The 24,765-nt window shown below is 41.8% G+C and carries 13 protein-coding genes and 1 pseudogene; 12 read left to right on the forward strand and 2 right to left on the reverse strand.

Features of this window, described 5'->3' with window-relative positions; translation table 11 throughout:
• Positions 1–300: 300 nt before the first annotated feature.
• Together AABW11_RS01740 and AABW11_RS01745 are read left to right on the forward strand one after the other, a co-directional pair.
• The gene (locus AABW11_RS01740; protein ID WP_340102812.1) at positions 301–1,446 is read left to right on the forward strand and encodes a hypothetical protein; all 1,146 of its coding nucleotides are present in this window, start codon (positions 301–303) and stop codon (positions 1,444–1,446) included.
• A gap of 5 nt (positions 1,447–1,451) precedes the next feature.
• A complete protein-coding gene (locus AABW11_RS01745; protein ID WP_340102813.1) occupies positions 1,452–2,591 on the forward strand; it encodes a glycosyltransferase family 4 protein in 1,140 nt (379 codons plus the stop codon).
• A 63-nt stretch (positions 2,592–2,654) separates the two neighbouring features.
• Here AABW11_RS01745 and AABW11_RS01750 read toward each other — a convergent pair whose 3' ends face one another.
• Positions 2,655–3,353, reverse strand: a complete 699-nt coding sequence (locus AABW11_RS01750) for a hypothetical protein (protein ID WP_340102815.1) — start codon at positions 3,351–3,353, stop codon at positions 2,655–2,657.
• 580 nt (positions 3,354–3,933) lie between these two features.
• Here AABW11_RS01750 and AABW11_RS01755 point away from each other — a divergent pair.
• The 9 genes from AABW11_RS01755 to AABW11_RS01795 all read left to right on the forward strand — a co-directional run bounded on the left by AABW11_RS01755 (position 3,934) and on the right by AABW11_RS01795 (position 17,957).
• The gene (locus AABW11_RS01755) at positions 3,934–5,238 is read left to right on the forward strand and encodes an O-antigen ligase family protein (RefSeq protein WP_340102816.1); all 1,305 of its coding nucleotides are present in this window, start codon (positions 3,934–3,936) and stop codon (positions 5,236–5,238) included.
• The gene (locus tag AABW11_RS01760) at positions 5,231–6,292 is read left to right on the forward strand and encodes a glycosyltransferase family 4 protein (RefSeq protein WP_340102818.1); all 1,062 of its coding nucleotides are present in this window, start codon (positions 5,231–5,233) and stop codon (positions 6,290–6,292) included. Before AABW11_RS01755 ends, AABW11_RS01760 begins: the two co-directional genes overlap by 8 nt.
• Before the next feature lie 71 nt (positions 6,293–6,363).
• Entirely contained in the window at positions 6,364–8,238 is a 1,875-nt protein-coding gene (gene asnB / locus AABW11_RS01765; protein WP_340102820.1) for an asparagine synthase (glutamine-hydrolyzing), read from the forward strand.
• Positions 8,239–8,268: 30 nt separating this feature from the next.
• On the forward strand, positions 8,269–9,423 hold the full coding sequence (locus AABW11_RS01770) for a glycosyltransferase family 4 protein (protein ID WP_340102822.1): 1,155 nt from the start codon (positions 8,269–8,271) through the stop codon (positions 9,421–9,423).
• Between the two features lie 139 nt (positions 9,424–9,562).
• Positions 9,563–10,600 (forward strand): polysaccharide biosynthesis protein, encoded by a 1,038-nt coding sequence (locus AABW11_RS01775; protein WP_340102824.1) that lies wholly within the window; start codon positions 9,563–9,565, stop codon positions 10,598–10,600.
• Positions 10,601–10,605: 5 nt separating this feature from the next.
• Complete coding sequence (locus tag AABW11_RS01780; RefSeq protein WP_340102826.1) at positions 10,606–11,730, forward strand: polysaccharide biosynthesis C-terminal domain-containing protein; 1,125 nt, start codon at positions 10,606–10,608, stop codon at positions 11,728–11,730.
• A 2-nt stretch (positions 11,731–11,732) separates the two neighbouring features.
• On the forward strand, positions 11,733–12,866 hold the full coding sequence (gene wecB, locus AABW11_RS01785; protein WP_340102828.1) for a non-hydrolyzing UDP-N-acetylglucosamine 2-epimerase: 1,134 nt from the start codon (positions 11,733–11,735) through the stop codon (positions 12,864–12,866).
• Between the two features lie 10 nt (positions 12,867–12,876).
• Entirely contained in the window at positions 12,877–14,088 is a 1,212-nt protein-coding gene (locus AABW11_RS01790) for a glycosyltransferase family 4 protein (RefSeq protein ID WP_340102830.1), read from the forward strand.
• Between the two features lie 1,364 nt (positions 14,089–15,452).
• Positions 15,453–17,957: a T9SS type A sorting domain-containing protein gene (locus AABW11_RS01795; RefSeq protein WP_340102832.1), complete on the forward strand. Its 2,505-nt coding sequence runs from the start codon at positions 15,453–15,455 to the stop codon at positions 17,955–17,957.
• Positions 17,958–18,243: 286 nt separating this feature from the next.
• On the opposite strand, the pseudogene tnpA reads toward AABW11_RS01795, so the two are convergent.
• Positions 18,244–18,624: pseudogene (gene tnpA, locus AABW11_RS01800) on the reverse strand (IS200/IS605 family transposase).
• 469 nt (positions 18,625–19,093) lie between these two features.
• Here tnpA and AABW11_RS01805 point away from each other — a divergent pair.
• Entirely contained in the window at positions 19,094–23,959 is a 4,866-nt protein-coding gene (locus tag AABW11_RS01805; protein WP_340102834.1) for a T9SS type A sorting domain-containing protein, read from the forward strand.
• Positions 23,960–24,765: the final 806 nt, after the last annotated feature.

Consider the following 24,765-nt stretch of genomic DNA (forward strand, 5'->3'; position numbering starts at 1 on the left):
TTTCTCACCGTATCTCGGATTAAACTCTAAAAGCCTTTCAGGTTATGACACCCATATAAGAGATATGATTTATGCCTTTGAAAAGCGGGATTGTTAGGTATTGCTATTGATTATGGGAGGCACTGAGAAAACAGAAGAAAACAGTGTGGGAAATTCAGGAAAAAGGCCTGTCAGGCTCTGTAGGATATAGACCTGATTTGGTCTGATTATTTCGCCAAATGAAAATTGGATGGAGCTGTACAAAATTTTAAATAGCCTGTATTAGGCAGAGAGCATATTTATGAAAATGGATAAAAAATTATGACTTACTTTACCTTTGGGGAAGGTTATTCTGGCGTTTATCAAAGCCAAGTAATAGAGGTGTGTGAATATTTAAATCAATTAACAGATGTAAATATTCGCCTTATTTCTTTTGTTTCAATCAGAAATTTTTTTGCGAACCGCAAAAAGATAAAAGAAAATTATACGTACTCTATTGTCATACCGATGCTACCTAAGGCGTCTACATGGAAACTAAACTTACCAATTCTGGTAATTCTTTCAATTTTCCTGAAAGAAAAAAAATTTATCTGTAGAAATGTAAAAGCCACAGTACTGGTTCTCTATATGAAAAAAATTGGATGGGCAAAAATAGTATGTATGGATGGCAGGGGTGCCTATGCAGCTGAACAAACAGAGTATCTGAATAAAGAAAAAACAAACACTGAATTATATTCCTATTTAGAAAAAAAAGCTGTTCTCGGTTCAGATTTCAGGATTGCGGTTTCAACGCAATTGGTTCGATACTGGAAAAAAAATTACTCTTATCAAGGAGATGACCACGTTATCATTCCTTGTACGGTAAAAGCAAATGACACAACAAAAGCGTTTTCTAATGAAAAGTGTGTAAGGGCAAAAAAAGATTTAGGATTTTCGAACAGTGATATTCTGATGGTTTATTCAGGTTCGTTAGCTGAATGGCAGTCATTTGATTTGCTGAATAGTTTTCTTGAAAAGATGCTTAGAAATAATAGCCATAGTGGGATTCTTTTTTTAAGTAAGAATCATGAAACAATAGAAAAATTGACTCGAGAATTTCCCAGACAAGTGGCCAGGCGATGGGTAGAACCTGATGAAGTATACGACTATTTATCGGTGTGTGATTATGGTTTATTAATAAGAGAAGAAAGTATTACTAATCGAGTTGCGGCTCCAACCAAGTTTGCAGAATACTTATTAGCAGGTTTATCAATAGTTATTAGTGAAAGTATTGGTGACTATTCGGATTTTGTTCGAATTAATAAATGCGGATATGCAGTGAAAAAATTGGATGAATTAGATTTTAAACTTGATACATTAACCCAAAAAAAGAAAGATAAAAATCAACAATTGGCAAAAAATTATTTCACTAAAAAATCAAAAATAAATACGGAAAAGTATAAAATATTAATAAAAATGTTAGCATAGCTTGCATGAAAATCCTCATATTTACAGACGGCATTTACCCCTACACCATAGGCGGTATGCAAAAGCACTCCTACTACCTGGGGAAGTTTTTAGCACGGCTTGGTGTGGACATAGATATCATCATTCCCAGGCAAAAAAAAAATCCGGAGAAAAGGGCAGAGAATTTTCTTACTGACATAGAGATGAAACACATTTCATTTATTGAAGTGGACTTTCCCAGGGCCCGCTACTTTCCCGGCCACTATGTTTATGATAGTTATCGGTATTCAGAAAATATTTTGCAGAAAACTGAAGGTACGCTTACCGACTACGACTATATATACTCACAAGGTTATACCGCCTGGGCGCTACTAAAAAAAAGAAAGAATAACCGTCCACCCATCGGCGTAAACTTTCATGGAGTGGAAATGTATCAGCCATCCGACGGATTTAGATCTCACCTGAAAAAACTCCTGCTTCGGCCACCCGCTAAGTATTGTTTGAAAAATGCGGATGTTGTCTACTCTCTCGGTGGAAAGCTAACAGAACTTTTAAATCGGGTAACAGGAAAAGATCATATCGTTGAGACATCCATTGGAATTGAAGGCAATTGGCTGGACAATCCTAATTTTTCAACAACGGGAACCCGGCGGTTTGTTTTCGTGGGCAGGTATGAGAAGCGTAAAGGAATTGAACTTCTTAACAATGTGATTCAAAAGAATAAAGATGCTGATTTTACTTTTGAGTTTATTGGCCCAATACCAGATAACAAACAGGTTTCGCACCCAGCGGTAACCTACCATGGAGCGGTTTACGAAGAAGAGCGTATTATAGAGATTTTGGATCGGAGCGATGTACTTTTCTGTCCAAGTTACTCAGAAGGAATGCCTACTGTCATTCTTGAGGCGATGTCTCGTGGTCTTGCCGTGGCAGCAACGGATGTAGGAGCTGTCTCCTGCCTGGTTTCTGACAAAACAGGCTGGCTGATGGAGGCGGGTGACGTAGGTGAACTGAACGAGGTATTCCGGAAAGCAATTTTAATCAAGTCGGATGATTTAATAGAGAAAAAAAAGAATGCTCACGAATTGATTAAATGCCGGTATACATGGGAAAAAGTGGCAAAAAGAAATTTAAATGTTATCAAAGAGTTATTGAATTCAAAATAATTTCTTAAAGATTCATTCTTGCTTAAAGTTATAAATAGTGTAATAAAGAAAGTTTTAAACTGCTCAACTGGTAGTGTTAGAATCAAAAGATTTATCTTTCAATTTACCATAATGCTTTAACCCATCGGGGTGTACTATTCCAACCTGTGCCGGTATATAGGGTATTTCAAGAATGAGTGCTATTGCTAACCGGTGATTTCCTGCATGTGCAAAAATTGGGTTACCATTTCTGTCAATATGAAAGTAAATTCCATTATGTTCTAATCCATCTTCTGGAAAGCCAAGTTTGGAACTTGTCTTGAGATAATCGTCATCTTTTATCTCATTGAAGATAATGTCAAGCTTTCGATATCTGGCTTGAAGATCATTTAAAGTTCTTATGTTATCAATATAGTTTTCTCCGGATTCATAGCTCTCCTTAATTTCTTGAAAGGATTCGGTTTTGTTCCAAGGCACGCCATTGACCCAATGTTCAAAACAACTTTTTATCTTCGTGAGATTGTACAAATTTTCAGTGCGCTGATCCCAGTTGCCACTTCGAACAGTTCCGGAATAATTTCTGCCAAATGATCTATCTTCTCTTACCAACGTTGCTCTTGTACAATTTAAAGTTTTGATCCAAATTCTCTCCTTATGTTGAGGTGCAATTTTGCCGAAAAATAATCTGTTTAAGACATTTATTTTAAATTTTTGCTCGTAATAGCGCTGATATCGGTATTTGAAGATTTTAGCAATAGATATTTCCTTTATATTTAGTTTCATAATTCTCTTATAAATCGAAATAAAATCGTACCCCGAACACAGCATTTTTGGGCTTAATGTTATTAATGAAATTTAATTAAGCTTTCAATTAAAACATCCCCAACTTATGTTTTTGTGCACTAAAGTAATTTACAAAAAAAACTATTGTTGACTGTAAGAGGGTATGCCCATTTAAATCCTTTAAGCGGTTTCACGCGGAGTTGCCGTATCTGCTAACGATGTAGGGGCTGTGTCGTGCCCAGCTTCTGACGAATACGGCTGGCTTGTGGAGGCAGGAAATTTGCATCAGTTAAACGACGTCTTTTTTAGAAGCGACATCTTTAAACTCTGAAGTGTTGCTCCAAAAAAGACGAAAGCTTATAAACTGATTAAAAGCCGTTACACATGGGAAAAAGTCGCAGCAATTAATCTTGTGGCGATTCACAACATGTTGTCTCAGGATCATTAAAGCATCAATTACAAAGAATTTTAGTTTTTTAACTCCTGTTGATGCAATCTAATGCAAACTTTGCTGAAACATGCACATATTAAATGTTTAGCATTAAAATCTTTCAAAGGAATTACGAGCAAATACCGTTTCATGATAAATCAGCTCTCAATCTCATTAAGAGAGAACATCTTTTTTTATTTCCTGGCTGTAACTTGGCTGGCTGTGGGTATTGCATTAGGAAATCTTGCTATACCGGTCATTACGTTATCTGTTCTGTATTTGCTACAAAAAGGGATGTACCTGGAACTTTTCTTTGGATTTCTATTTGTTCTTGCAATTGCTAATAGCAGGGAACCGGCACTTCAGTTCGCAAAACCTTTGAGAGAGATTTATATAGTGCTGTTGCTGGTACCTTTAGTTCTAAACTCAAGAATTCGAGTAAAGATCAATCTTCCGTACTATTTTTTTCCATTTTTTTTGGTTGGCTTGGGTACACTTTTTATAAGTGTTGATCCGCAGTTGTCATTTCTGAAGCTCTTATCTTATTTCCTGATTCTTTTCATCGTTCCTGTATATGTGATGCACTTATATGAAACATTTGGTGATTATTTTCTCAAACAAATATTTTATTTCATAATAGTTATTCTTATTTCAGGATTTGTTATTCACCTCGTTAACTCGGAGTTAACTACTCTTTCGGGAAGATTCAGGGGGATCTTTGGCAATCCGAACGGGCTAAGCACCTATATTCTGTTGTCAGCTGTTTTCATGGAAATTACGAGACACTTTAAGCCTGACATTTTCACTAATTCTGAAAGATACTTTTTTTTGATAGTAGCCGCTGTTGCGTTATTAATGTCGGCATCAAGAACCGGGTTGTTTTCTCTTCTCTTATTTTACGTTCTTATATACCTGTTTAATTATTCAAGGGTTTTAGGCTTTTCTTCAGTCATAATTGCAGGATTTTCTTATCAGTTAATCTTTTCCTATTTGCCGGATATTGTTTATTTCTTAAATCTTGAGGATCATCTCAGAATAGATAGTTTGGAAGCTGCCGGTGGTCGAGTAGTTGCTTTCGAATTTGCATGGTATCATATACAAGATAGCTTTTGGTTTGGGCATGGATTTGCCTATAACGAGTATATCTTTGGAAGATTTTATGATATGCTGAGTGCATTGGGACATCAGGGTGGAACACACAATGCATATCTTTCAATGTGGCTGGACACAGGATTAATTGGGCTGTCATCCTTTGTTGGCGCCTGGGCTATACTTTTTTTGAAGGCGTCGAGGGTAAGTACAATTGCACTTCCATTCGCGGTTGTGATTGCTTTTTCCAGCTTTTTTGAGTCTTGGCTGGCCTCCTCTTTAAACCACGTGACTATTTTAATGATTATGAATATTTCACTCCTTTTAATACTTGGTTATTGTGCAAACGACAAAATTGATGAATAAAAAAAAATTCTTATACCTTTATTCTGAACTTGCTGATTATTTTGTTGCATGTATTCGCCATCTGGAAAAGAACTTTAACGTAGAAATTCACCTTGTCAGGTGGCCTGTAAATAGTGAGGCTCCATTTCAGTTTGAATTCCCCGAAAATGTAACGGTCTATGAAAGAAGACGTCTGAGTAGCTCAGAGATGGTTGATTTAGCAAAGAAAATAGATCCGGATCTTATCTATTGTTGTGGGTGGATGGATAAAGATTACCTGAGGATTTGCAAAATGTTTAAAAATAGAATTCCTGTCTTGGGAGGAATGGATAACCATTGGACCGGATCGTTTAAACAGCAGATTGCAAAAATATTGAGCCCATTTACAATTCAGAAATATTTCACCCATATGTTTGTTGCAGGGGCACCGCAAAGAGTGTACGCCAAAAAGCTTGGGTTTAATGACACACACATTTTAGAAGGGTACTATTCAGCAGACTTTTATAAGTTCAACAAGATTTATAAGCACTCTAAGGAAAATAAAGAGAGACAATTTCCCCATAAATTTCTTTATGTAGGGCGCTACATTGAGAAGAAAGGTATTAAAAATTTATGGAAAGCATTCATTGAGCTGAATAATGAAATGAATATGGATTGGGAGTTATGGAGTTGCGGAACCGGTGATCTTGAAAATCTAAAACCCACACATCATAAAATTATACATTTGGGCTTTTTACAGCCGGAAGATCTCGCTGAGATTGCGAAACAGACCGGTGTTTTTATACTTCCATCTCATTTTGAACCCTGGGGTGTTGTTGTTCATGAATTTGCCGCGGCGGGATTTCCTTTGATTTGTAGTGATAAAGTGGGATCTGCGCATAAATTCTTGAAAAATGAAGAAAATGGATTCACCTTTAGTTCAGGAAACTCAAAGGAATTAAAAAAAGCTATGAAAAAAATTATTCTAACGTCAGACTCTGAACTTTCTCAAATGGGAAAAAAAAGTGTGGAATATGCTTCATTGATTACTCCAGAAACCTGGAGTAAGAATCAAATTGATCTTATTGATTCATGACTTTATACAGTAAACAGGATGGGTAAAACGAACTAAGTAAATGATAATACTATTCAAGAGGTAATCGATTAATGTGTGGCATTAACGGAATTTTAGGGGAAGATAACAGTGATCTGCTTCACAAACAGATCTTTGCTATGAATGAATCGATATCTCATCGTGGCCCTGATGACTCAGGAATACTGCTGGATGGAGATCTTGGTTTGGGGCATCAGCGTTTATCAATTTTAGATCTCTCAGAGGCTGGACACCAACCCATGCTCAGTCGAGATAAACGCTACTCTATCGTATTTAATGGTGAAATCTATAATTATAAAGAGATAAAAGAACAGCTACCTGATTATAGGTTTAAATCAAAAACGGATACGGAAGTAATTTTAGCCTCATATATTAAATGGGGGAAAGAGTGTGTTGAGCGATTTAACGGAATGTTCGCTTTCGCCATTTGGGACAGTGATGAGAGAAATCTTTTTATCGCCCGGGACCGCATAGGAATCAAACCACTCTATTATTATAGGAGCGACAGTCTTTTTTTGTTTTCATCTGAACTGAGGGCACTGCTGAACAGTGGCCGTGTACCACGTAAGTTAAACAAAAATGCAGTGGCAGATTATCTGCGCTATCAGACGGTTCATGCGCCTTATACGATGGTTGAAGATCTGTTTATGCTGATGCCCGGGCACAGCATGACCATCAGTAGAAATAATATAGACATCAATCAATATTGGCACGCAGAAAAGTTTATCTCCGGAAGACCTGTGGGGAACTACGATCAGGTAAAAAAGAAAGTAAGAGATTTGCTTTTAGAGTCAGTAGAAAAACGATTAATAGCGGATGTACCTATCGGTGCATTTCTCTCAGGAGGGATCGATTCCAGTGCTATTGTAGGATTGATGAGCGAGGTAAGTCCCGGGAATGTGAAAACATTTTCTGTTACTTTTGACGAAGGGGAGTTTGATGAAGCTGTGTACTCAAACATGGTTGCCGAAAAGTTTAAAACCGATCATACTGAAATCCGGCTAAAACCGGATAATTTTTTGGATCTTATTCCGGAGGCCCTCAATGCAATGGACCATCCAAGCGGTGATGGGCCAAACACATATATAGTTTCTAAGAAGACAAGAGAATCAGGGGTAACAGTCGCTTTGTCCGGGCTTGGAGGCGATGAATTATTTGGTGGGTACCCGGTGTTTTCTCACTCTTTAAAACTTGAAAAATTCAGATTGTTGGCAAATCTACCTCATACATCAAGGATGTTTTTTTCAAATCTTTTAAAAGCATCATCAATCAATAGAGCTCTAAATAAGGCTGCACGTGTTTTCGAAAAAGAAGACTTTGACATATCCCATTCATATCCTGTTTCAAGGGAGATTTTTACAGATTTAGAATTAGGAGATCTTATCAATAAAAACAACCATTATCATCAGTCTAATCGGGTAAAAGATATTGTTACATATTTGAATCCGATGTTAAACTCGAATGCACTGATCAGTAAAATTTCGATTGCAGAGATGCAAACGTACATGGTGAACACACTTTTGAGAGACACGGACCAGATGAGTATGGCGTCCGGGCTTGAAGTTCGCGTTCCTTTCTTAGATCACGATTTGATCCAATATGTTCTTTCATTATCTGATGGTATTAAAGTACCATCAACTCCTAAAAAATTGCTTACAGATGCATTGGGGGATCTGCTTCCCGATGAAGTTGTGTATAGAAAGAAAATGGGATTCAATTTACCCTGGGAGCACTGGATGAAAAACGAATTGCGAGAAAATATAATCAGTAATATTGACACATTAAAAGAAAATGAGTTTTTCCATGGAGAAACTGTAGAAAGATTAAAGACCGATTTTTTTGAAGAGAAGACAAACGTTCATTGGCTTAAATTATGGCTGCTATTTGTACTGCAGGAATGGATGAATAAGAACAACGTTGAATTGTAATCTTATTTATAGGTCCATATTTGGGGTAAGATGAAAAAAAATATATTAGTTTTTACTAAATATTATCTTCCGGCCTACAAGGCTGGCGGTCCCATAAGGTCAGTATCTAATATGATTGATTGGCTGTCTGATGATTATGAATTTAAGGTGATTTCATCAGACAGGGATCTTGGGGATGAATCACCCTTTGAAAACAAGGAGTTTAACTGTTGGTTAAGTGATGGAAAATCCCAAACATTTTATCTTTCGGGTAAAGGTAGTTGGAAAAAACTCGCAGACCTTGTTAGAGATGGTAAATATGATTTGATATATCTGAATAGTTTTTTTGATATCAAATATTCTATTTTTCCTCTAATAATAAATAGACTTTTCAAAAAAAAGCCGGTTTTGTTATCTCCTAGAGGAGAGTTCTCAAGTGGCGCCCTGGCAATAAAATCCCTTAAAAAACAGGTTTTCTTAAAATTTATAAATAAAAGCGTACTGTTTGATGATATATACTGGGGTGTTACAAACGATTTGGAAAAGAATGATCTGATAAGTGCTCTAGATATAAACCAAGATAAAATCTACACGCTGCCCAATCTTCCTTCGAGTAATATTCGGCCCCTATTCTTACCTAAAAAAAAACCCGCTAGCTTGAAGATTGCTTTTCTATCAAGAGTTTCACCGAAAAAAAATCTTAAGTACGTAATAGAAATATTGTCAAAAGTATCCAGCCATGATGTCGAATTGAATATGTATGGTGTTATTGACGACAGGCACTACTGGGAAGAGGTCAAAAAGGAAATAAAAAACTTACCGAAAAATGTAAAGGCGATTTACAGAGGGACTGTCCGTCACGATAAGGTTTTTGAGACAATTGAAAAACATCATCTATTTTTTCTGCCAACGTTAGGTGAAAATTTTGGACATGCGATCTCTGAATCTCTATTGTCAGGCACGCCGGTGCTAATCAGCGATCAAACGCCCTGGAGAAATTTGGAGGAGAAAGGGCTGGGGCACGATCTCTCACTTTCTGATAGAAATGGTTATTTGAATATTATCACTAAGTATGCTGATATGAGTCAAGTTGAAATGAATCGGGTAAAAGAGGGAGTATACAGTGAAATTCGGAAAAAAAATGTTAAGTATGCTGTTGAACAGAGCCGAAGCGTACTTCAGAAAATATTAGAAGACGAAAGTTAAGAGCTCTTAGAAATTAGAATTATTTAAAAGTGTGGTTTTACAAAACCATTTATGATATAATGATTTTGATTTATCATAAATGGTTGAACTAATATTAGACAAAAATTTTTGGCTTTAGGGTTCCAAGAAAGAGGATACTATGTTTGAGGGGAAGACGCTTTTAATAACCGGGGGGACCGGATCATTTGGTAATGCTGTGCTTCGAAGGTTTCTGGATACGAACATCGGAGAAATTAGAATCTTCAGCAGGGATGAGAAGAAACAGGATGACATGCGACAACATTACAATAATGATAAGATTAAATATTTTATCGGTGATGTGCGGAATAAGCGATCTATCGATATGGCAATGTCAGGCACTGACTACGTTTTTCATGCTGCAGCGCTGAAACAAGTGCCATCCTGTGAGTTTTTCCCAACAGAGGCGGTACGAACCAATGTACTGGGCTGTGAAAATGTAATTGACAGTGCTGTTCTTAATGGAGTGAAAAAAGTAGTTGTTTTAAGTACCGATAAGGCGGTCTATCCAATTAATGCAATGGGGATGTCGAAGGCACTTAGCGAAAAAGTGATGGTTGCTAAGTCAAGGTCGTTTAATGGAGATGGAACCGTTTTATGTGGAACCCGCTATGGGAATGTAATGGCCTCAAGAGGATCTGTGATTCCGCTTTTTGTAAAGCAAATAAAATCGGGAAAGCCTATCACAATTACAGATCCGGAAATGTCCCGTTTTATGATGACTCTTGAAGATGCTGTTGAACTGGTTCTCTTCGCGTTTAAAAATGGAAACAGTGGAGATATTTTTGTCCAAAAGTCGCCCGCTTGTACTATAGGCGTACTCGCCGAAGCACTTCAGAAACTTTATCAGTCAAACAGTGAGGTAAAAATAATTGGAACTCGTCATGGAGAAAAGCTTTATGAGACGCTGGTAAACAGGGAAGAGATGGCTAAAGCAGAAAATCTGGAAAACTACTATCGGGTTCCTGCTGATACCCGTGATCTGAATTACGGTAAATTTTTTACAGAAGGGCAGGAAGACATCTCTAACGTTGAAGATTACACGTCCCACAATACGGATAGACTGGATGTGGAGGGGACAAAAAAATTGCTAATGAAACTTCGGATTATCCAGAAAGATGTACTGAAAGAAGAATTTGAACCGATTTTGGAGCCTTAATCACTATGAAGAAGGTAGGTATAACCGGACAATCTGGTTTTATAGGTACACATCTGGCAAATACGATCAGGTTACTGCCGGATGAATTTAAATTAATCCCATTTGAAAAAGAGTGGTTTAAGAATGAGAAAGCTTTGGCATCATTTGTTGCTGAATGCGACTGTATCGTACATCTCGCAGCGGTGAATCGCCATGGTGATCCACAGGTTATTTACGACACCAATGTTGAGCTTGTAGAATCATTGATTGACGCCTTAGAGACCTCGGGAACCGCTCCCCAGATAATTTTTTCATCTTCCTCCCAGGAAGAGAAAGATAATCTCTATGGGAAATCAAAAAGAGATGGGAGGAGAAAACTTGCTGCATGGGCAGAAAAACATAGCGCCATTTTTAACGGCCTGATCATTCCGAACGTATTCGGCCCTTTTGGAGATCCTTACTACAATTCAGTGGTTGCAACGTTTTCTCATCAGCTTACGCACGGGAAAACTCCTCAAATCCATCAGGATTCGATGATGAATTTGATTTATGTAGGGGAGCTTGTAGAAGAGATGCTTGATCGAATACGCAGTCCGGAACGTTCTGAGGCAGAGTATTCTCAGGTAAATCACACATCAGAATGTAAGGTATCTGAGCTGCTTGCTCATCTCAGGCGATTTAAGGCAAATTATGCTGAAAAAGGAGTGATTCCCGAACTGAAAGATACGTTTGAGCTAAACCTGTTTAATACATTCAGAAGTTATTTAGACCACAAAGAGCACTTTCCGGTTAAATACACCCTTCATTCGGATTCTAGGGGCAGCTTTGTGGAAACTATTCGGCTCAACTCCGGAGGACAGGTCAGTTTTTCAACGACGGTACCCGGAATCACCAGGGGAAATCATTTTCACACTCGCAAAATAGAGAGGTTTGCGGTAATAAAAGGGGAAGCAAGAATAGATATGCGCCGAATTGGGACTAATGAAGTACTTTCATTTCGAGTTTCCGGTGAAAAACCCGGCTATGTGGATATGCCGATTTGGTATACGCACAACATTACAAATACCGGCGAGAATGAACTGTATACGATCTTTTGGATAAATGAATTTTACGATCCTGAAGATTCTGATACCTACCCCATAGAGGTTTAGCTTTGAAAAAGGATACAAAAAGACTTAAAGTTGTAACGGTGGTAGGGACCCGGCCTGAAATAATTCGACTTTCAAGGGTTATACCCCTGTTAGATGATTATTTGAATCAGGTAATCGTTCATACCGGGCAAAACTATGATTACGAGCTTAATGAGATTTTTTTTAATGATCTGGAACTGCGCAAACCTGATTATTTTCTGGAAGCAGACCGCTCCTCGATGGGAGCTGCTGTTGGTGATATCTTAAAGAAAACTGAAATTGTTTTAAAAAAGGAAGAACCGGATGCGATGTTGGTGCTCGGGGACACGAACTCATGTCTCTCTGCATATATCGCAAAACGCCTCCATATTCCGGTTTTTCATATGGAAGCCGGAAATCGATCCTATGATTTTAATGTGCCTGAGGAGGTAAATCGCAGAATTATAGATCATATTGCAGATTTTAACCTGGTATATACCGAGCATGCAAGAAGACATTTAATTTCTGAGGGCCTGCCTCATCGAAGAATTTATCTTACGGGTTCTCCCATGAAGGAAGTACTGGATTACTACAGGCCGGGAATTGAGAAGTCAACCATACTTTCTGAGTTAGAGCTTAAAAAGAGAGAGTATTTTTTGGTTTCAACCCATAGGGAAGAGAATGTAGATAATCCCGACAACCTGAAGAAAATACTAGGCGTGCTGGAACGGTTGAACAACGAATTTAAAGTACCTGTAATTGTTTCAACACATCCCAGAACTCGAAAAAAAATAGAGGAGCTGGGCAGGGTTAAAACCAAAGCAGACATACGGTTTTTAAAGCCTTTTGGATTTCTTGACTATAACAGACTACAACTGGATTCACTTTGTACGCTATCTGATAGCGGAACAATAAGTGAGGAGTCTTCAATCTTATCTTTTCCGGCGGTTTCCATTCGGGAATCGATGGAGAGGCCCGAAGCACAGGACGCCGGAACTGTGATTTTATCCGGGTTTGATCCCGATATTATTTTGCAGGCCGTTCGGCTTTCAGTTGATAAACAGGCAAGAGGATCCATTGTAGAAGACTACAATATTGAGAATACATCGATGCGAGTATTAAAATTAATACTCGGTAATACAGGACTCAGTAACCGTTGGCACGGTATTAATTTCTAAAGGGGTAACAATGAAAAAAAGAAAAAAAATATTGGTTCTTGCGGAGGTATTCTATCCGGAGGACTTTTTAATTAATGACCTGGCTTCAGAATGGATTGATAAGGGGTACGACCTGGAAATTTTGGCAAGGGCCCCATCCTATCCCTACGGGAATGCTTATGAAGGGTATAAAAACCGTTTATATCAGCAAGATAGTTACAAAGGAGCCGTAGTCCATCGTATAGGTTTTGTGAAAGGGTATAAGAACTCGGTCATAAAAAAAATACTGAACTATATTCTTTTTGTAATTATCGGAACCGCGGTCATGCTGAAAATTGGAAGGAGGTTCGACAGGCTTTTTATCTATCATACCGGGCCATTAACACTTGCGCTCCCCGGTACAATTGCTAAAAAAATCTATAGAATGAAAGTTTCAATATGGACACAAGACCTCTGGCCCGATACCGTATATGCATATGGTTTTAAGAAAACGCAACTGCTGCATCTTTTTCTTACAAGACTTGTGCGGTTTGTTTACAAAAATTGTGATCATATTTTTGTTACCTGCAGTGGATTCTCAAAGAGAATTCAGGAATATGTTCCCGGTAAAGAAATTTCTACAGCTCCGAATTGGCCAATAATAAATAGCTTCGAAGCTCCTGATGAAAAGGTGGATATTGAACTACCTGAGGGATTTAACTTTACGTTTACAGGTAACGTTGGGAAAGTGCAGAACCTGGAAAATGTCATTATGGGTTTTGGAATTTTCCAAAAGAAAAACCCTGATGCGTACCTGAACATAGTGGGAGATGGCTCTAATTTGGATAATTTAAAAGATCTCGTACAGAAAGAGAGCATTGGGGGCGTGAAATTCTGGGGGCGTTATCCTGTCTATACCATGCCCGGATTTTATGCTAAAAGTGATGTGCTTGTACTCTCCCTAATTGAAAGTCCAATCTACGAATTAACAATACCCCTAAAGTTTCAAACCTATCTTACTGCCGGTAAACCTATTTTTGGGATTATTAATGGGGATGTAGCAAAATTAATTAAAAACAACCATATAGGTTTTACTGCAGATCCTAAAAGCTTGGTACACATATCCAATGCTTTTGAGAATATTTTACAATCACTTCGAAAATCAGATTCAGAGCTGGAAATAATGGCCGGAAATTGTAAAAATCTTTTGGAGAGTCAATTCAATCGAGAGCTGATCATTGAAAACCTGACATCTTCCAACTAGATTTTATTAAAATCAATGATTGTGATTTCTGAAGAGGACATCCCTGAGATCAACTTTTTTTGTTTCTAATTGTATACTGCGGTAATAAAATGAGCTTATATGCGATGCTTTAAATCCATCATTTCATTAAAGCCTGAGTTAAAGTCATTAGTGCAACAGCGCGGTTTTTTAAGGTTCTCTGGATGGGTAAAAGGTAATTAAATTTTTGTATGGGGTCTAATATTCAAATAGCGCTCTTCTGTTTTGTTCTGCTAATTCGTGATGTCCTTTAGATCTGTACCCTTAAGAAAAACCGGCGGATCACTCCGGTTCGGTGTTCCACGGTTCCTTTGTTATGTGATGTATAGGGTCACTGGTAAAGTACAAACTGGCATCTAGTTTTCTTGCCAGCGATTGGTGATTTGCAAAGGCCTTATCGTAATCGACGGTCACGGTTTTGATGAATGACATAGGAAACCGGGCCAGACTCTGCTCAATAGCCGTCTTCGTTAGCTCAGTATGCCGACTGGTGGTCTTTTTGAAGGTGGATGAGCAGTGTTGCTCGGTCGGTGATGTCCAATAGAGCTGCTTTGTGAGCGTTATCCGTCCATCAGGTCTATTTCCACGGCTCCAAGGCGACTGCGCTTGCCGACGACCTCTGGGCGTTGTTCTATGGAGGAGCGCCCGATGAGAAGTCCCCCCAGGAGTCGTTATAATTGTCTCATTTGTGCCGTCGCCGGCTATGCTTAATGTGTTCTTATAGAGTTCTTTGCTGGCCGGGTTCTTTTGGCCTTTTCCTCTCCAGATCTATTGATAGATCACTTCATGACTATCCGCGTCTACTCCCTGCACGCTCCAGCGTCCACTGATCAGTTCCGAGCTGAGTTTTTCGGTCTCCAGCCACTGAGTGGCCTGGTCTTTCAATCCCTCGGTAAATCGAATATGCTTATGTTTACCGCTGTGATGGTAGGTTTTACGCTAAGCCGCCTCCGGGCGATATTCGTTGGCATAGCGGCCACGGGTGGGGACATTGCAGGATAGTTCACGGGAAATAGTTGACTTCTGAACGCCGATAATTTGCGCAATTTTAGTGAGTGGAGTGAGTGGAGTGAGTGGAGTGAGTGGCCCGCCTCAGGCAGGGCTTTAATCTTGTAACGATCGTTAAGGTCAAGTTGTTTTTATTTTTGCATGATAGCACGAATATAAACCGCTTGGCCGAAAACCCTGAGGCGCGCGCCCCTCAGGGTTTAATATCGTGTTTCACTTATTACTTGAACTCAGAAAATATTATAGATTCGGAAAAAATATATTAGAATTCCCTTTTCTAATGTAACGATTGTGTAGTGTCATCATCTTTTAGAGTAGTGATAACTAAAAAAAACCAAATGAAGAGTTTAAATCTGTCTCCACGGGTATCAATTCTGGTTGCTTTACTGACATTATTGTTTCATTCGGGATATGCTCAGCTTCCCCAGGATTATCAGTACCAGGTGGAACTTCGCAATTATATGGCATCTCTTTCAGAAAGTGATTTTAATATTGAGATTACAGGTTTAAACTACCAGGACGTTAATATTTTACCGGAAGATGAACTCTTCAAAACATGGATTTTGAGAATAAATCGGGGCCGGTCTCATCCTAGCTTTGAAGGTATTACGAGGAGAGCGCGGTATTTTACTTTGGAAGAAATTGAAAGAGACGGTGCCGTCTATATGGATATAGGCCGGGGAGAGTTTCATGATCCTATTGCAACGGCCTGGTGGGCAAACTGGGACTTTTCCGGTAATCCGTACTATAATAGCAGAGCGATTAAACTTAGGGCGGCTATAACGGTTATGGTGGATATGATAATGCTGGAGAGATACCACGCAGAAGGAAAAGGTCGCAGATCCGATTTCGCAGGAACCAGTCTTCTCCGAATGGGTTATGTATATGGAATTGTAAAAGATGTGCTTCCAAATAGTGTGCGTCAAGCTTATGAAGAAGGGATGGTCCGCCTCATGTCGAGAATAGAAGATTGGGGGCCAACTTTGATACATGCTGATATGGATATGTTTGCCGTTGCCGGTGTATGGGCAGTAGCAGAAAGCATGGATAGTAATGATATGCGACAACGGGCACGCGATTACGTGTCGAGATTGTTCGATGGTGCTTATAGAGATGCCGGATACATTCATCATGGCGGAGGTTTTGATCCATCATACCAGGGAATAACTTTTGCATTTGTCGGCTGGGCTGCGATGATTTCAAAAGACCCTTTTTTATTAGAAAAGATGGAAGAAATGAGCAGATTGAAAGCATACTTAAGTTTTCCAGATCCGGATGGAAAATGGCATGGGCCCTCAAACTTTGCCACTTCAAACGATGCAGGGTCGCCAAATGATCAATGGGGCCCTTATCATAGAGACATTGGTATTTCGATGTTAACGGATGAAGCGAAATACCTGATAGGATCGGGAAAAGATCGCCCGCATTGGTACATGGTTGGTATACCTGAACCGTGGGAGCTACAGGAAATAACAATATCTGATCTTCGTAGGATTAGTGACAGAATTATATTAGATGGAAAATCAGACAGAGAACCCGCTGTTTGGAGTGAAGATCATTGGACTAATATCATAAACTTTGCACAGGAATATTATATCGATGGGTTTTACCAGGAGCTTAAAGATCTTAAAAGTAAAGACTCTCCTCTGTTAAAGGCCCCTTTAGAACGGTCAGAAAATTATACTGAGAATTTTGGCGATGAATTATTAATTGCTAAAAGAGACTCTTTCGCTCTAGCCATACACACAGGCCCCCTTTCATATTGGGGGGATGAAACCAACATCTCTGGTCTCGGTGGTGGTGGCGTTTCCACATTTTGGACGGTTGAAACAGGCCCTGTAATACTTGGAAAGCAGAGAGGGTTTCAGAACAATTCAACCGGACCCGATCGGTGGGAAGATTGGGAATTATGGCCTGTCCACGCTATCAGTGGTACTACCGAAAATGGAAAACCTTTCAGTTCTGCAAGACAACGACTGCCTGAATCTACCTTTGAAACGAATGATTCTACAATATCTGTTCGAGTTTCAGGTGTTCTTAATGATCGATATGCAGCACCGGATAATGCACTTCAGGGCGAGGTAACCTATCGCAGAAAGTTTGAAGTAGGTAATAATGGTCTATTGGTTGAGTCATCACTCATGAGTGATGGTATCGATAATTTCAAAAAACTCTATGAGATTGTACCGATTTTTATCGGGAACAGGCAGGAAATAGGTGTGAATATTTTCTTCAGGTCACAAAAGTCTGATTGGATTGAGGCAACTGCTCAGCTCCAGTATGAGATTGACCAGGTAAGAATTGATCGATTTAACGGGAGTATATACATCAAATTTGATCAACCCCAAGCGGTTCGGTTATCGCCTGAGATCTGGAGCACCGATTATCAAACCCGATCTGAAGCGCGGAATATTATGATAGATTTAACTGGTGTAAATGAAATTGGCGAATATAAAATTTCCTACAGCATATCTACTGAGGAGAAGTTTATTTTTAAAAATAGCAATGAGGATAGCAGCGGGAAGGACAATAATGATTCAATAGGAACTTCCACAAATGAGTATAGTGAAAATGTGAGAGGCAATGAGTTAAAGCAAAATTATCCCAATCCGTTTAATCCGACGACAGAAATCCAGTTTGAATTAAAGGAGCCCCAACAAGTGTCTTTGACTGTTTATGACCTAACCGGAAGAAAAATTAAAACGCTTGCTGATAAATTTCACAGTAGAGGTATTCATAGCGTAACATTCAAAGCAGACAATTTAGCCAGCGGGATCTATTTATATAGATTGGTGACGGAATCCTCTACTCAAATTATTAAAAGAATGACTTTAATAAAATAAATCAGCGGCTAAAGATTTACGATATAACTGGCTGCCTGGTCTTTGAGATTTTTTATGGTTTGGAAGAGATTGGTAAACAGTTAGAGATATCTTTTAAATGCACTGAACCTGCCGAGCGGAATTTACATATACCGCTTGATTACGGGAAATGAAATCTTTGCAAGAAAAATGACGCTAATTAACTAAACCCCTGCACTGAAAGCACGGGGGTTAGAGACGGACTAAAGTCCTATAATAAGATGAAATCTGAGTTATCATCATCTTCCTTGCTTATGTGATGCTCAAGTTACGCCTGAACCATTTGATCCGTAATATTTCTTGTGCTTCATGCTCCGTACCCTGTCGCCCAAAAGTGCCTGCCCCAGTATCTTTTCTTGTACTTAGGATATTCTTTCTATAGCAGGCGTGAGCTTCTACCTTTTACCCGTTTCACCAGATGACTTATTGAGATTGGAGGTAGATACTCAATATGAATCTGTACATGATCTTTACTCACATTACCTTTCAATACCTATACTTCCTCCACTTCACAGGCCTGATTGACCAGCTCTCTGCATCGCTTTTGAATATCTCTTTTCAGCACATGGTGTCGATATTTGGTAACCCACACGATGTGGCACGTCAGTCGAGTGGTCGTGTGGCTTCCTTTGCGCATTGGTTTTGCCATAGCTCAAACAATACCAAATATTAGCCTTTTCGTAACATTAAAGTTCTGCACTGAAAGTGCAGGGTTTTAACCCTCTGCTTGGACCAATAAATTTCGTGAAAGCTACTTTGATACAGGCAAAATTTTTCGGAATCAGTTGCTGAGAATGAATCGTGGTCGAAGCAATCCTTTAATAGCCGTACTAACCCGATTAACAAAGAATTTCATTCGTTCAATTATTGTGAGAATGAGTAAAGTTTTTATGGTATTTAGTCGCGGTGGATATATATCGCCAATCGAAGGTTGCTATGTTCGTAAGTTCACGGTAAAAGAGAATGGAGTGATGATTGGCTCAGTATAGTGTCCGATGGATTTTACAAGCTGTGTTATCTTTATGAAATAATTCCGCTCTATTTGGAAAACCGGAAGTATTTGTTGTATTATCTTAAAAATTTGAGAGTCTTATTAGGAAATGCAAAGTACTATTGTTATGAAATTAGTTTCTATACCCCGCGGATTGGTATTAAGTTGTGTCATGGTATTGGCGGGTTCCTATTCGCTGCAGGCACAACTGCCTCAGAATCATGCATACCAGGTAGAGCTCAGGAATTTTATGGGGTCGCTTTCAGAGGAAGACTTTGACGTAGAACTGCGGCCCCTCACCTTTCAGGAGGCCTATTTTGATGACGGTGATAAGGTATTCCGCTCCTGGATTTTGCGTGAGAACCGCGGCCGAAACCATCCGACCTTTGCCGGGCTTTCCAGGCAGGCGCGATATTTCACCCTTTCGGAGATAGAACGGGGTGGTGAGGTCTATTTGGATGTTGGACGAGGACAGTTTGTATCTCCTATAGAAACCGCCTGGTGGGCCGGATGGGACTACCCCGGAAACCCATACTACAATCATGAAGGGGTTAAACTGAGGGCGGCTGTAGCTGCAATGGTGGATATGATGATGCTTGAGCGGTATCACGAGGACGGCAAGGGCAGACGCTCCGATTTTGCGGGTACGAACCTTCTCCGGTACGGTTATACCTACTCGGCTGTAAAAGATGTGCTGCCTGAACCGGTCAGGGCAGCGTTTGAAGAGGGAATGGTTCGCCTGTTTTCCAGAATTGAGGAGTGGGGGCCCACGCTTATCCACGCCGATATGGATCAGTTTGCGGTAGCGGGCGTGTGGGCAGCCGCCGAGAGTATGGACAGCGACGATCTGCGCCGGCGGGCCCGGGAATATGTGGCCGGGGTGTATGAGGGGGCGTATCACGAGGCCGGGTATATTGACCACGGCGGAGGCTTTGACCCCTCTTACCAGGGAATCACCTTCTTTTTTGCGTCGTGGGCGGCACTTCTTTCCGATGACCCGTTTTTAAAGGAACGACTTTCTCAGATGAGCAAGCTGAAGGCCCATCTGAGCTTTCCGGAGCCGGATGAAAAGTGGACCGGTCCTTCTCATTTTGCTACGTCAAATGATGCGGGATCCCCAAATGACCAGTGGGGGCCACTGCACCGGGACATTGGAGTCGGGATGATCAGCGATGAGGCTAAATACCTGCTTTGGTCGGGAAAGCAGCGCCCGCACTGGTACCTGGAAGGCCTGCCGGAAATCTCTTCCATGCTGTGGGAAATTGAGTCAGATTTCAGAAGAATGAGCAATCGTATAACTGATGATGGAGTGTCTGACCGTACACCTGCCACATGGAGTGAAAATCACTGGACAAACGGACCGATGGCCGCTCAGGAGTATTATATGGATGGGGCATACAGGGCGTACAAAGATCTGCTGGATAGTAATTCGCCGCTTATGAAGGCCCCCATGGAGCGGGACGAACAGTTTAGTCATCAGTTTGGGGATGATTTTTTGATTGCAAAAAGAGATAACTTTGGGCTTGCCGTTCATACAGGGCAGCTATCCCGGTGGGGATCTGAGACAAAAATATCGGGATTGAGCGGCGGAGGCATTTCTGCATTTTGGACGAAGGAAACGGGATCTGTTATCCTGGGATTGCAAAAAGGATTCCAAAACAGCACCACCGGCCCTGATAAATGGGAGGAGTGGAGGATCTGGCCGGTTCACGCAATCAGCGGTGAAACCGCCGCCGGACAGCCATTCAGCAGCGCGAGGCAGAAGCGGCCGAAATCTGTCTATGCTATGAATGAAGGGGATCCCTCCGTGCAGGTGTCCGGTGCGATCAATGACGACAATGCGGCGCCGGATAATGCGATCACCGGGGAGATGAGCTACCACCGGGAGTTTACGGTAAAAGAGGATGGCGTGAGGGTTCACTCGCGGGTAGAGTCCGACGGAACCGATGAGCTGCGCCACCTCTATGAAATGATCCCGATCTATTTGGGGGACCGTCAGGAGTTGAATGTGGAGATCTTTTTCAAGCCGGTAACATCCACCTGGGTGGAGGCAACGGCAGACCCCGTGGAAAATGTGATGCAGGTGAGGGTCGATCGTTTTGAAGGCAGCATAATTATAGAGTTTGATGAGCCGCAGACGCTGCAGCTTTCTCCGGAAGTTTGGACCACGCGCTACCAGACGCGCTCACGGGCGCGTAATGTTATGGTGTCACTTCTAAATAACAACTCCACTGATGAAGGGTTGAATTATGGAGTTGTCTATTCTATTTATAGTGATCGCGACTATAATAATGACAGTGAGGTAGAAGCACCACCGGATTTCCCGGGTTTGTTGTCACCTGAAGATGGAACAACCGGGACCTCTCGCAATCCGAAACTGAGCTGGAAACAGGCAATTGGGGCTGACAACTATGGGCTGAGATTGGCCAAAGACTCTGGTTTTGAAGAAATAGTGATTGAACAGAATGGTATTAGTCAAACTACATATGAATTGGAGAGCCTGGATTTCCAAACCACCTACTACTGGCAGGTGACTGCAAGGAATGAAGCCGGCACAAGTAATTGGTCGCAGGGGTGGCGGTTTACCACTCGTCCGGAGCCCCCCGCCCAGCCGTCAGCGCCGCAAATTGTATCCCCGGCTGACGGGTCGACGATGATTTCTATACATCCGGTGTTAAACTGGCAGGCCTCAGAGGGAGGTGAACGTTACGGGCTTCGTGTGGCAACGGACAGTGGGTTTCGTGATGTGGTGATTGCTGAAACGGGGATTACCGGTGGCAAATTTAAAGCAGAGAACCTGGACGATGAAACCACCTACTACTGGCAGGTGACTACAATGAATAGTGCCGGCATAAGTGAATGGTCGCAGGGGTGGAGGTTTACCACCCGTCCGGCGCCCGCCGTTCTGCCGTCAGCGCCGGAGCTTGCATCCCCGGCTGACGGGTCGACGACGATTTCCATAAATCCGGTGTTAAACTGGCAGGCCGCAGAGGGGGGTGTAAGTTACGGGCTTCGTGTGGCGACGGACAGTGGGTTTCGTGACGTGGTGATAGCTGAAAGTGGGATAACCGGCGGCGAATTTAAAGCAGAGGATCTGGACTATGAAACCACCTACTACTGGCAGGTGACTGCAAGCAATGAAGCCGGCACAGGTGACTGGTCGCAGAGGTGGAAGTTTACCACCCCTCCGGAGCCCCCCGCCCAGACGTCAGCGCCGCACCTGGGATCACCGGCTGACGGGTCGACGACGATTTCCATACATCCGGTATTGAACTGGCAGGCCTCTGAGGGGGGTGAACGTTACGGGCTCCGTGTGGCGACGGACAGTATATTTAGTGATGTGGTAATAGCCGAAACGGGGATGACCAGTGGCGAATTTAAAGCAGAGGGTCTGGACTATGAAACGACCTACTACTGGCAGGTAAATGCAGGCAATGAAGCCGGCACAAGTGACTGGTCGCAGGGGTGGCGGTTTACCACCCGTCCGGAGCCCCCCGCTCAGCCGTCAGCGCCGCACCTTGGATCCCCGGAGGACGGGTCGACGACGCTTTCCATAAACCCGGTGCTAACCTGGCAGGCCTCAGAGGGAGGTGAACGGTACGGGCTCCGTGTGGCGAAAGACAGTGTGTTTCGTGATATGGTGATGGCTAAAACGGGGATGACCGGTGGCGAATTTAAAGCAGAGGGTCTGGACTATGAAACCACCTACTACTGGCAGTTGACTGCGAGCAATGAAGCCGGCACAAGTGACTGGTCGCAGGGGTGGAGGTTTACCACCGGTCCGGAGCCCCCCGTACTGCCGTCAGCGCCGCACCTGGGATCACCGGCTGACGGGTCGACGACGATTTCCACAAACCCGGTGTTAAACTGGCAGCCATCTGGACAAAGTCAACGATACGGGCTCCGCGTGGCGACGGACAGTGTGTTTAGTGATGTGGTGATAGCTGAAAGTGGGATAACCGGTGTCGAATTTAAGGCAGAGGATCTGGACCTGGACTACGAAACGACCTACTACTGGCAGGTGACTGCAAGCAATGAAGCCGGCACAAGTGACTGGTCGCAGGGGTGGCGGTTTACCACCCGTCCGGAGCCCGCCGCTCAGCCGTCAGCGCCGGATCTTGCATCACCGGGTTTGTTGTCACCTGAAGATGGAACAACCGGGTCTTCCCGCAATCCGGTGTTAAGCTGGCAGGCCGCAAAAAGAGGTGAAATTTACGGACTCCGCGTGGCGACGGACAGTGTGTTTAGTGACGTGGTGATAGATGAAACATGGATTACAGGTGGCGAATTTAAAGCAGAGGATCTGAACTATGAAACGACCTACTACTGGCAGGTGAATGCAATGAATAGTGCCGGCCTAAGTGACTGGTCGCAGGGGTGGAAGTTTACCACCCGTCCGGAGCCCGTCGCTCTGCATTCAGCGGCGCAGCTTGTATCACCGGGTTTGTTATCACCTGGAGATGGAACAACCGGGACTTCCCGCAATCCGGTGTTAAACTGGCAGGCTGCAGAGGGAGATGTAAGTTACAGGCTCCGCGTGGCGACGGACAGTTTGTTTAGTGATGTGGTGATAGCTGAAGCGGGGATTGCCGGTGGCGAATTTAAAGCAGATGGTCTGGCCCATGAAACCACCTACTACTGGCAGGTGACTGCAATGAATGAAGCCGGCACAAGTGACTGGTCACAGAAATGGAGTTTTATCACTGAATCAGATGATGATTTGGTAGATGAAATAGTCTTAATGCAAAATTACCCGAATCCATTTAATCCCAATACCACTATTATATTTCGAGTAGATGATAATCAACACGTTACATTAAATGTTTATGATTTAAACGGCCGGTTGGTTTCTACACTCTACGATGGGGTGGCAGCCAGTGGGGGGCTGATAGAAGTAACATTTAATGCTCTTAATTTGTCAAGCGGCATCTATATATACCGTTTGATTATAGGAAGTGAAGTGATTACGAAGAGGATGACGCTAATAAAATAGATATTGGTTTTGTACTTTTTTTTGAAAACAGCTGGCTTTAATCCTGCTTTTAAATCGTTGTTGTGTTCTGACAATGAATAGGTATTTAAACGTAGTTTAAATGCAGAAGATAACTTTCCCAAATTAAGGTTCTCAATATTGTCGGTAAGTGATATTTTTTCCTGACTTCCGCATTGGTACACCCTGTCAAGATTTAAATGTAAATATCATATTTATGTGACTCTTTACGCGTCTGCATTAGTTCCTGTGTTCGATTCTTTTTAATGATTTCGTCTTTTGAGGACATGTCTTGTCGCTTTTCAATTTAGGAACGGTTACGCGCCTGCGCGTAACAACAAGCTCTGGCAAGGGCGGCAGCTTACTAGCCCCGTATAAGCGCCGTGGTTCTCCCCAACGGGGTGCCTTCGGCGTCGGCGCGCAGTGCGGGGTTTAAGACGAGCAGACAACCCTAGAGTCCCGATGCGGGTGATTTCGCAGAAGAAACGTATTTAGACGAAGGGGAGAAACGGAAGTTAAACCGTGGATTCATCATGGTGTGGATGCGGGCTTTCGAAGGGTATTGTAACCTGATAGTAATAGATTGTAATCAATTCCTTTGGGCCTCTTACTTTTGACCGTTCACTTATCCCCTGGGGAAAAGTACGGGCAAAGACGTCAATTTGAGCTAATGTCAGTTACATTGCCTTCGAAGTGCGACACTCCAAAATAAGCTTTGTATTGACCAAAAAGTTAAGGGGTCTTAGTTGATACCTCGCGGGCTCTGCCCGTGGTAGTTCATTATTCTCAGTTGGTGAAATTTTTTTAAG

The organism is Rhodohalobacter sp. 8-1, assembly GCF_038150125.1.
In the GTDB taxonomy this organism is placed as follows: Bacteria; Bacteroidota; Rhodothermia; order Balneolales; family Balneolaceae; genus SW132.

Bases quoted from the DNA above. Each gene is read 5' to 3' on its own strand.
- AABW11_RS01740 (WP_340102812.1), top strand. From the start codon at position 301: ATGACTTACTTTACCTTTGGGGAAGGTTATTCTGGCGTTTATCAAAGC.
- AABW11_RS01745 (WP_340102813.1), top strand. From the start codon at position 1,452: ATGAAAATCCTCATATTTACAGACGGCATTTACCCCTACACCATAGGC.
- AABW11_RS01750 (WP_340102815.1), bottom strand. From the start codon at position 3,353: ATGAAACTAAATATAAAGGAAATATCTATTGCTAAAATCTTCAAATAC.
- AABW11_RS01755 (WP_340102816.1), top strand. From the start codon at position 3,934: ATGATAAATCAGCTCTCAATCTCATTAAGAGAGAACATCTTTTTTTAT.
- AABW11_RS01760 (WP_340102818.1), top strand. From the start codon at position 5,231: ATGAATAAAAAAAAATTCTTATACCTTTATTCTGAACTTGCTGATTAT.
- asnB (WP_340102820.1), top strand. From the start codon at position 6,364: ATGTGTGGCATTAACGGAATTTTAGGGGAAGATAACAGTGATCTGCTT.
- AABW11_RS01770 (WP_340102822.1), top strand. From the start codon at position 8,269: ATGAAAAAAAATATATTAGTTTTTACTAAATATTATCTTCCGGCCTAC.
- AABW11_RS01775 (WP_340102824.1), top strand. From the start codon at position 9,563: ATGTTTGAGGGGAAGACGCTTTTAATAACCGGGGGGACCGGATCATTT.
- AABW11_RS01780 (WP_340102826.1), top strand. From the start codon at position 10,606: ATGAAGAAGGTAGGTATAACCGGACAATCTGGTTTTATAGGTACACAT.
- AABW11_RS01790 (WP_340102830.1), top strand. From the start codon at position 12,877: ATGAAAAAAAGAAAAAAAATATTGGTTCTTGCGGAGGTATTCTATCCG.
- AABW11_RS01795 (WP_340102832.1), top strand. From the start codon at position 15,453: ATGAAGAGTTTAAATCTGTCTCCACGGGTATCAATTCTGGTTGCTTTA.
- AABW11_RS01805 (WP_340102834.1), top strand. From the start codon at position 19,094: ATGAAATTAGTTTCTATACCCCGCGGATTGGTATTAAGTTGTGTCATG.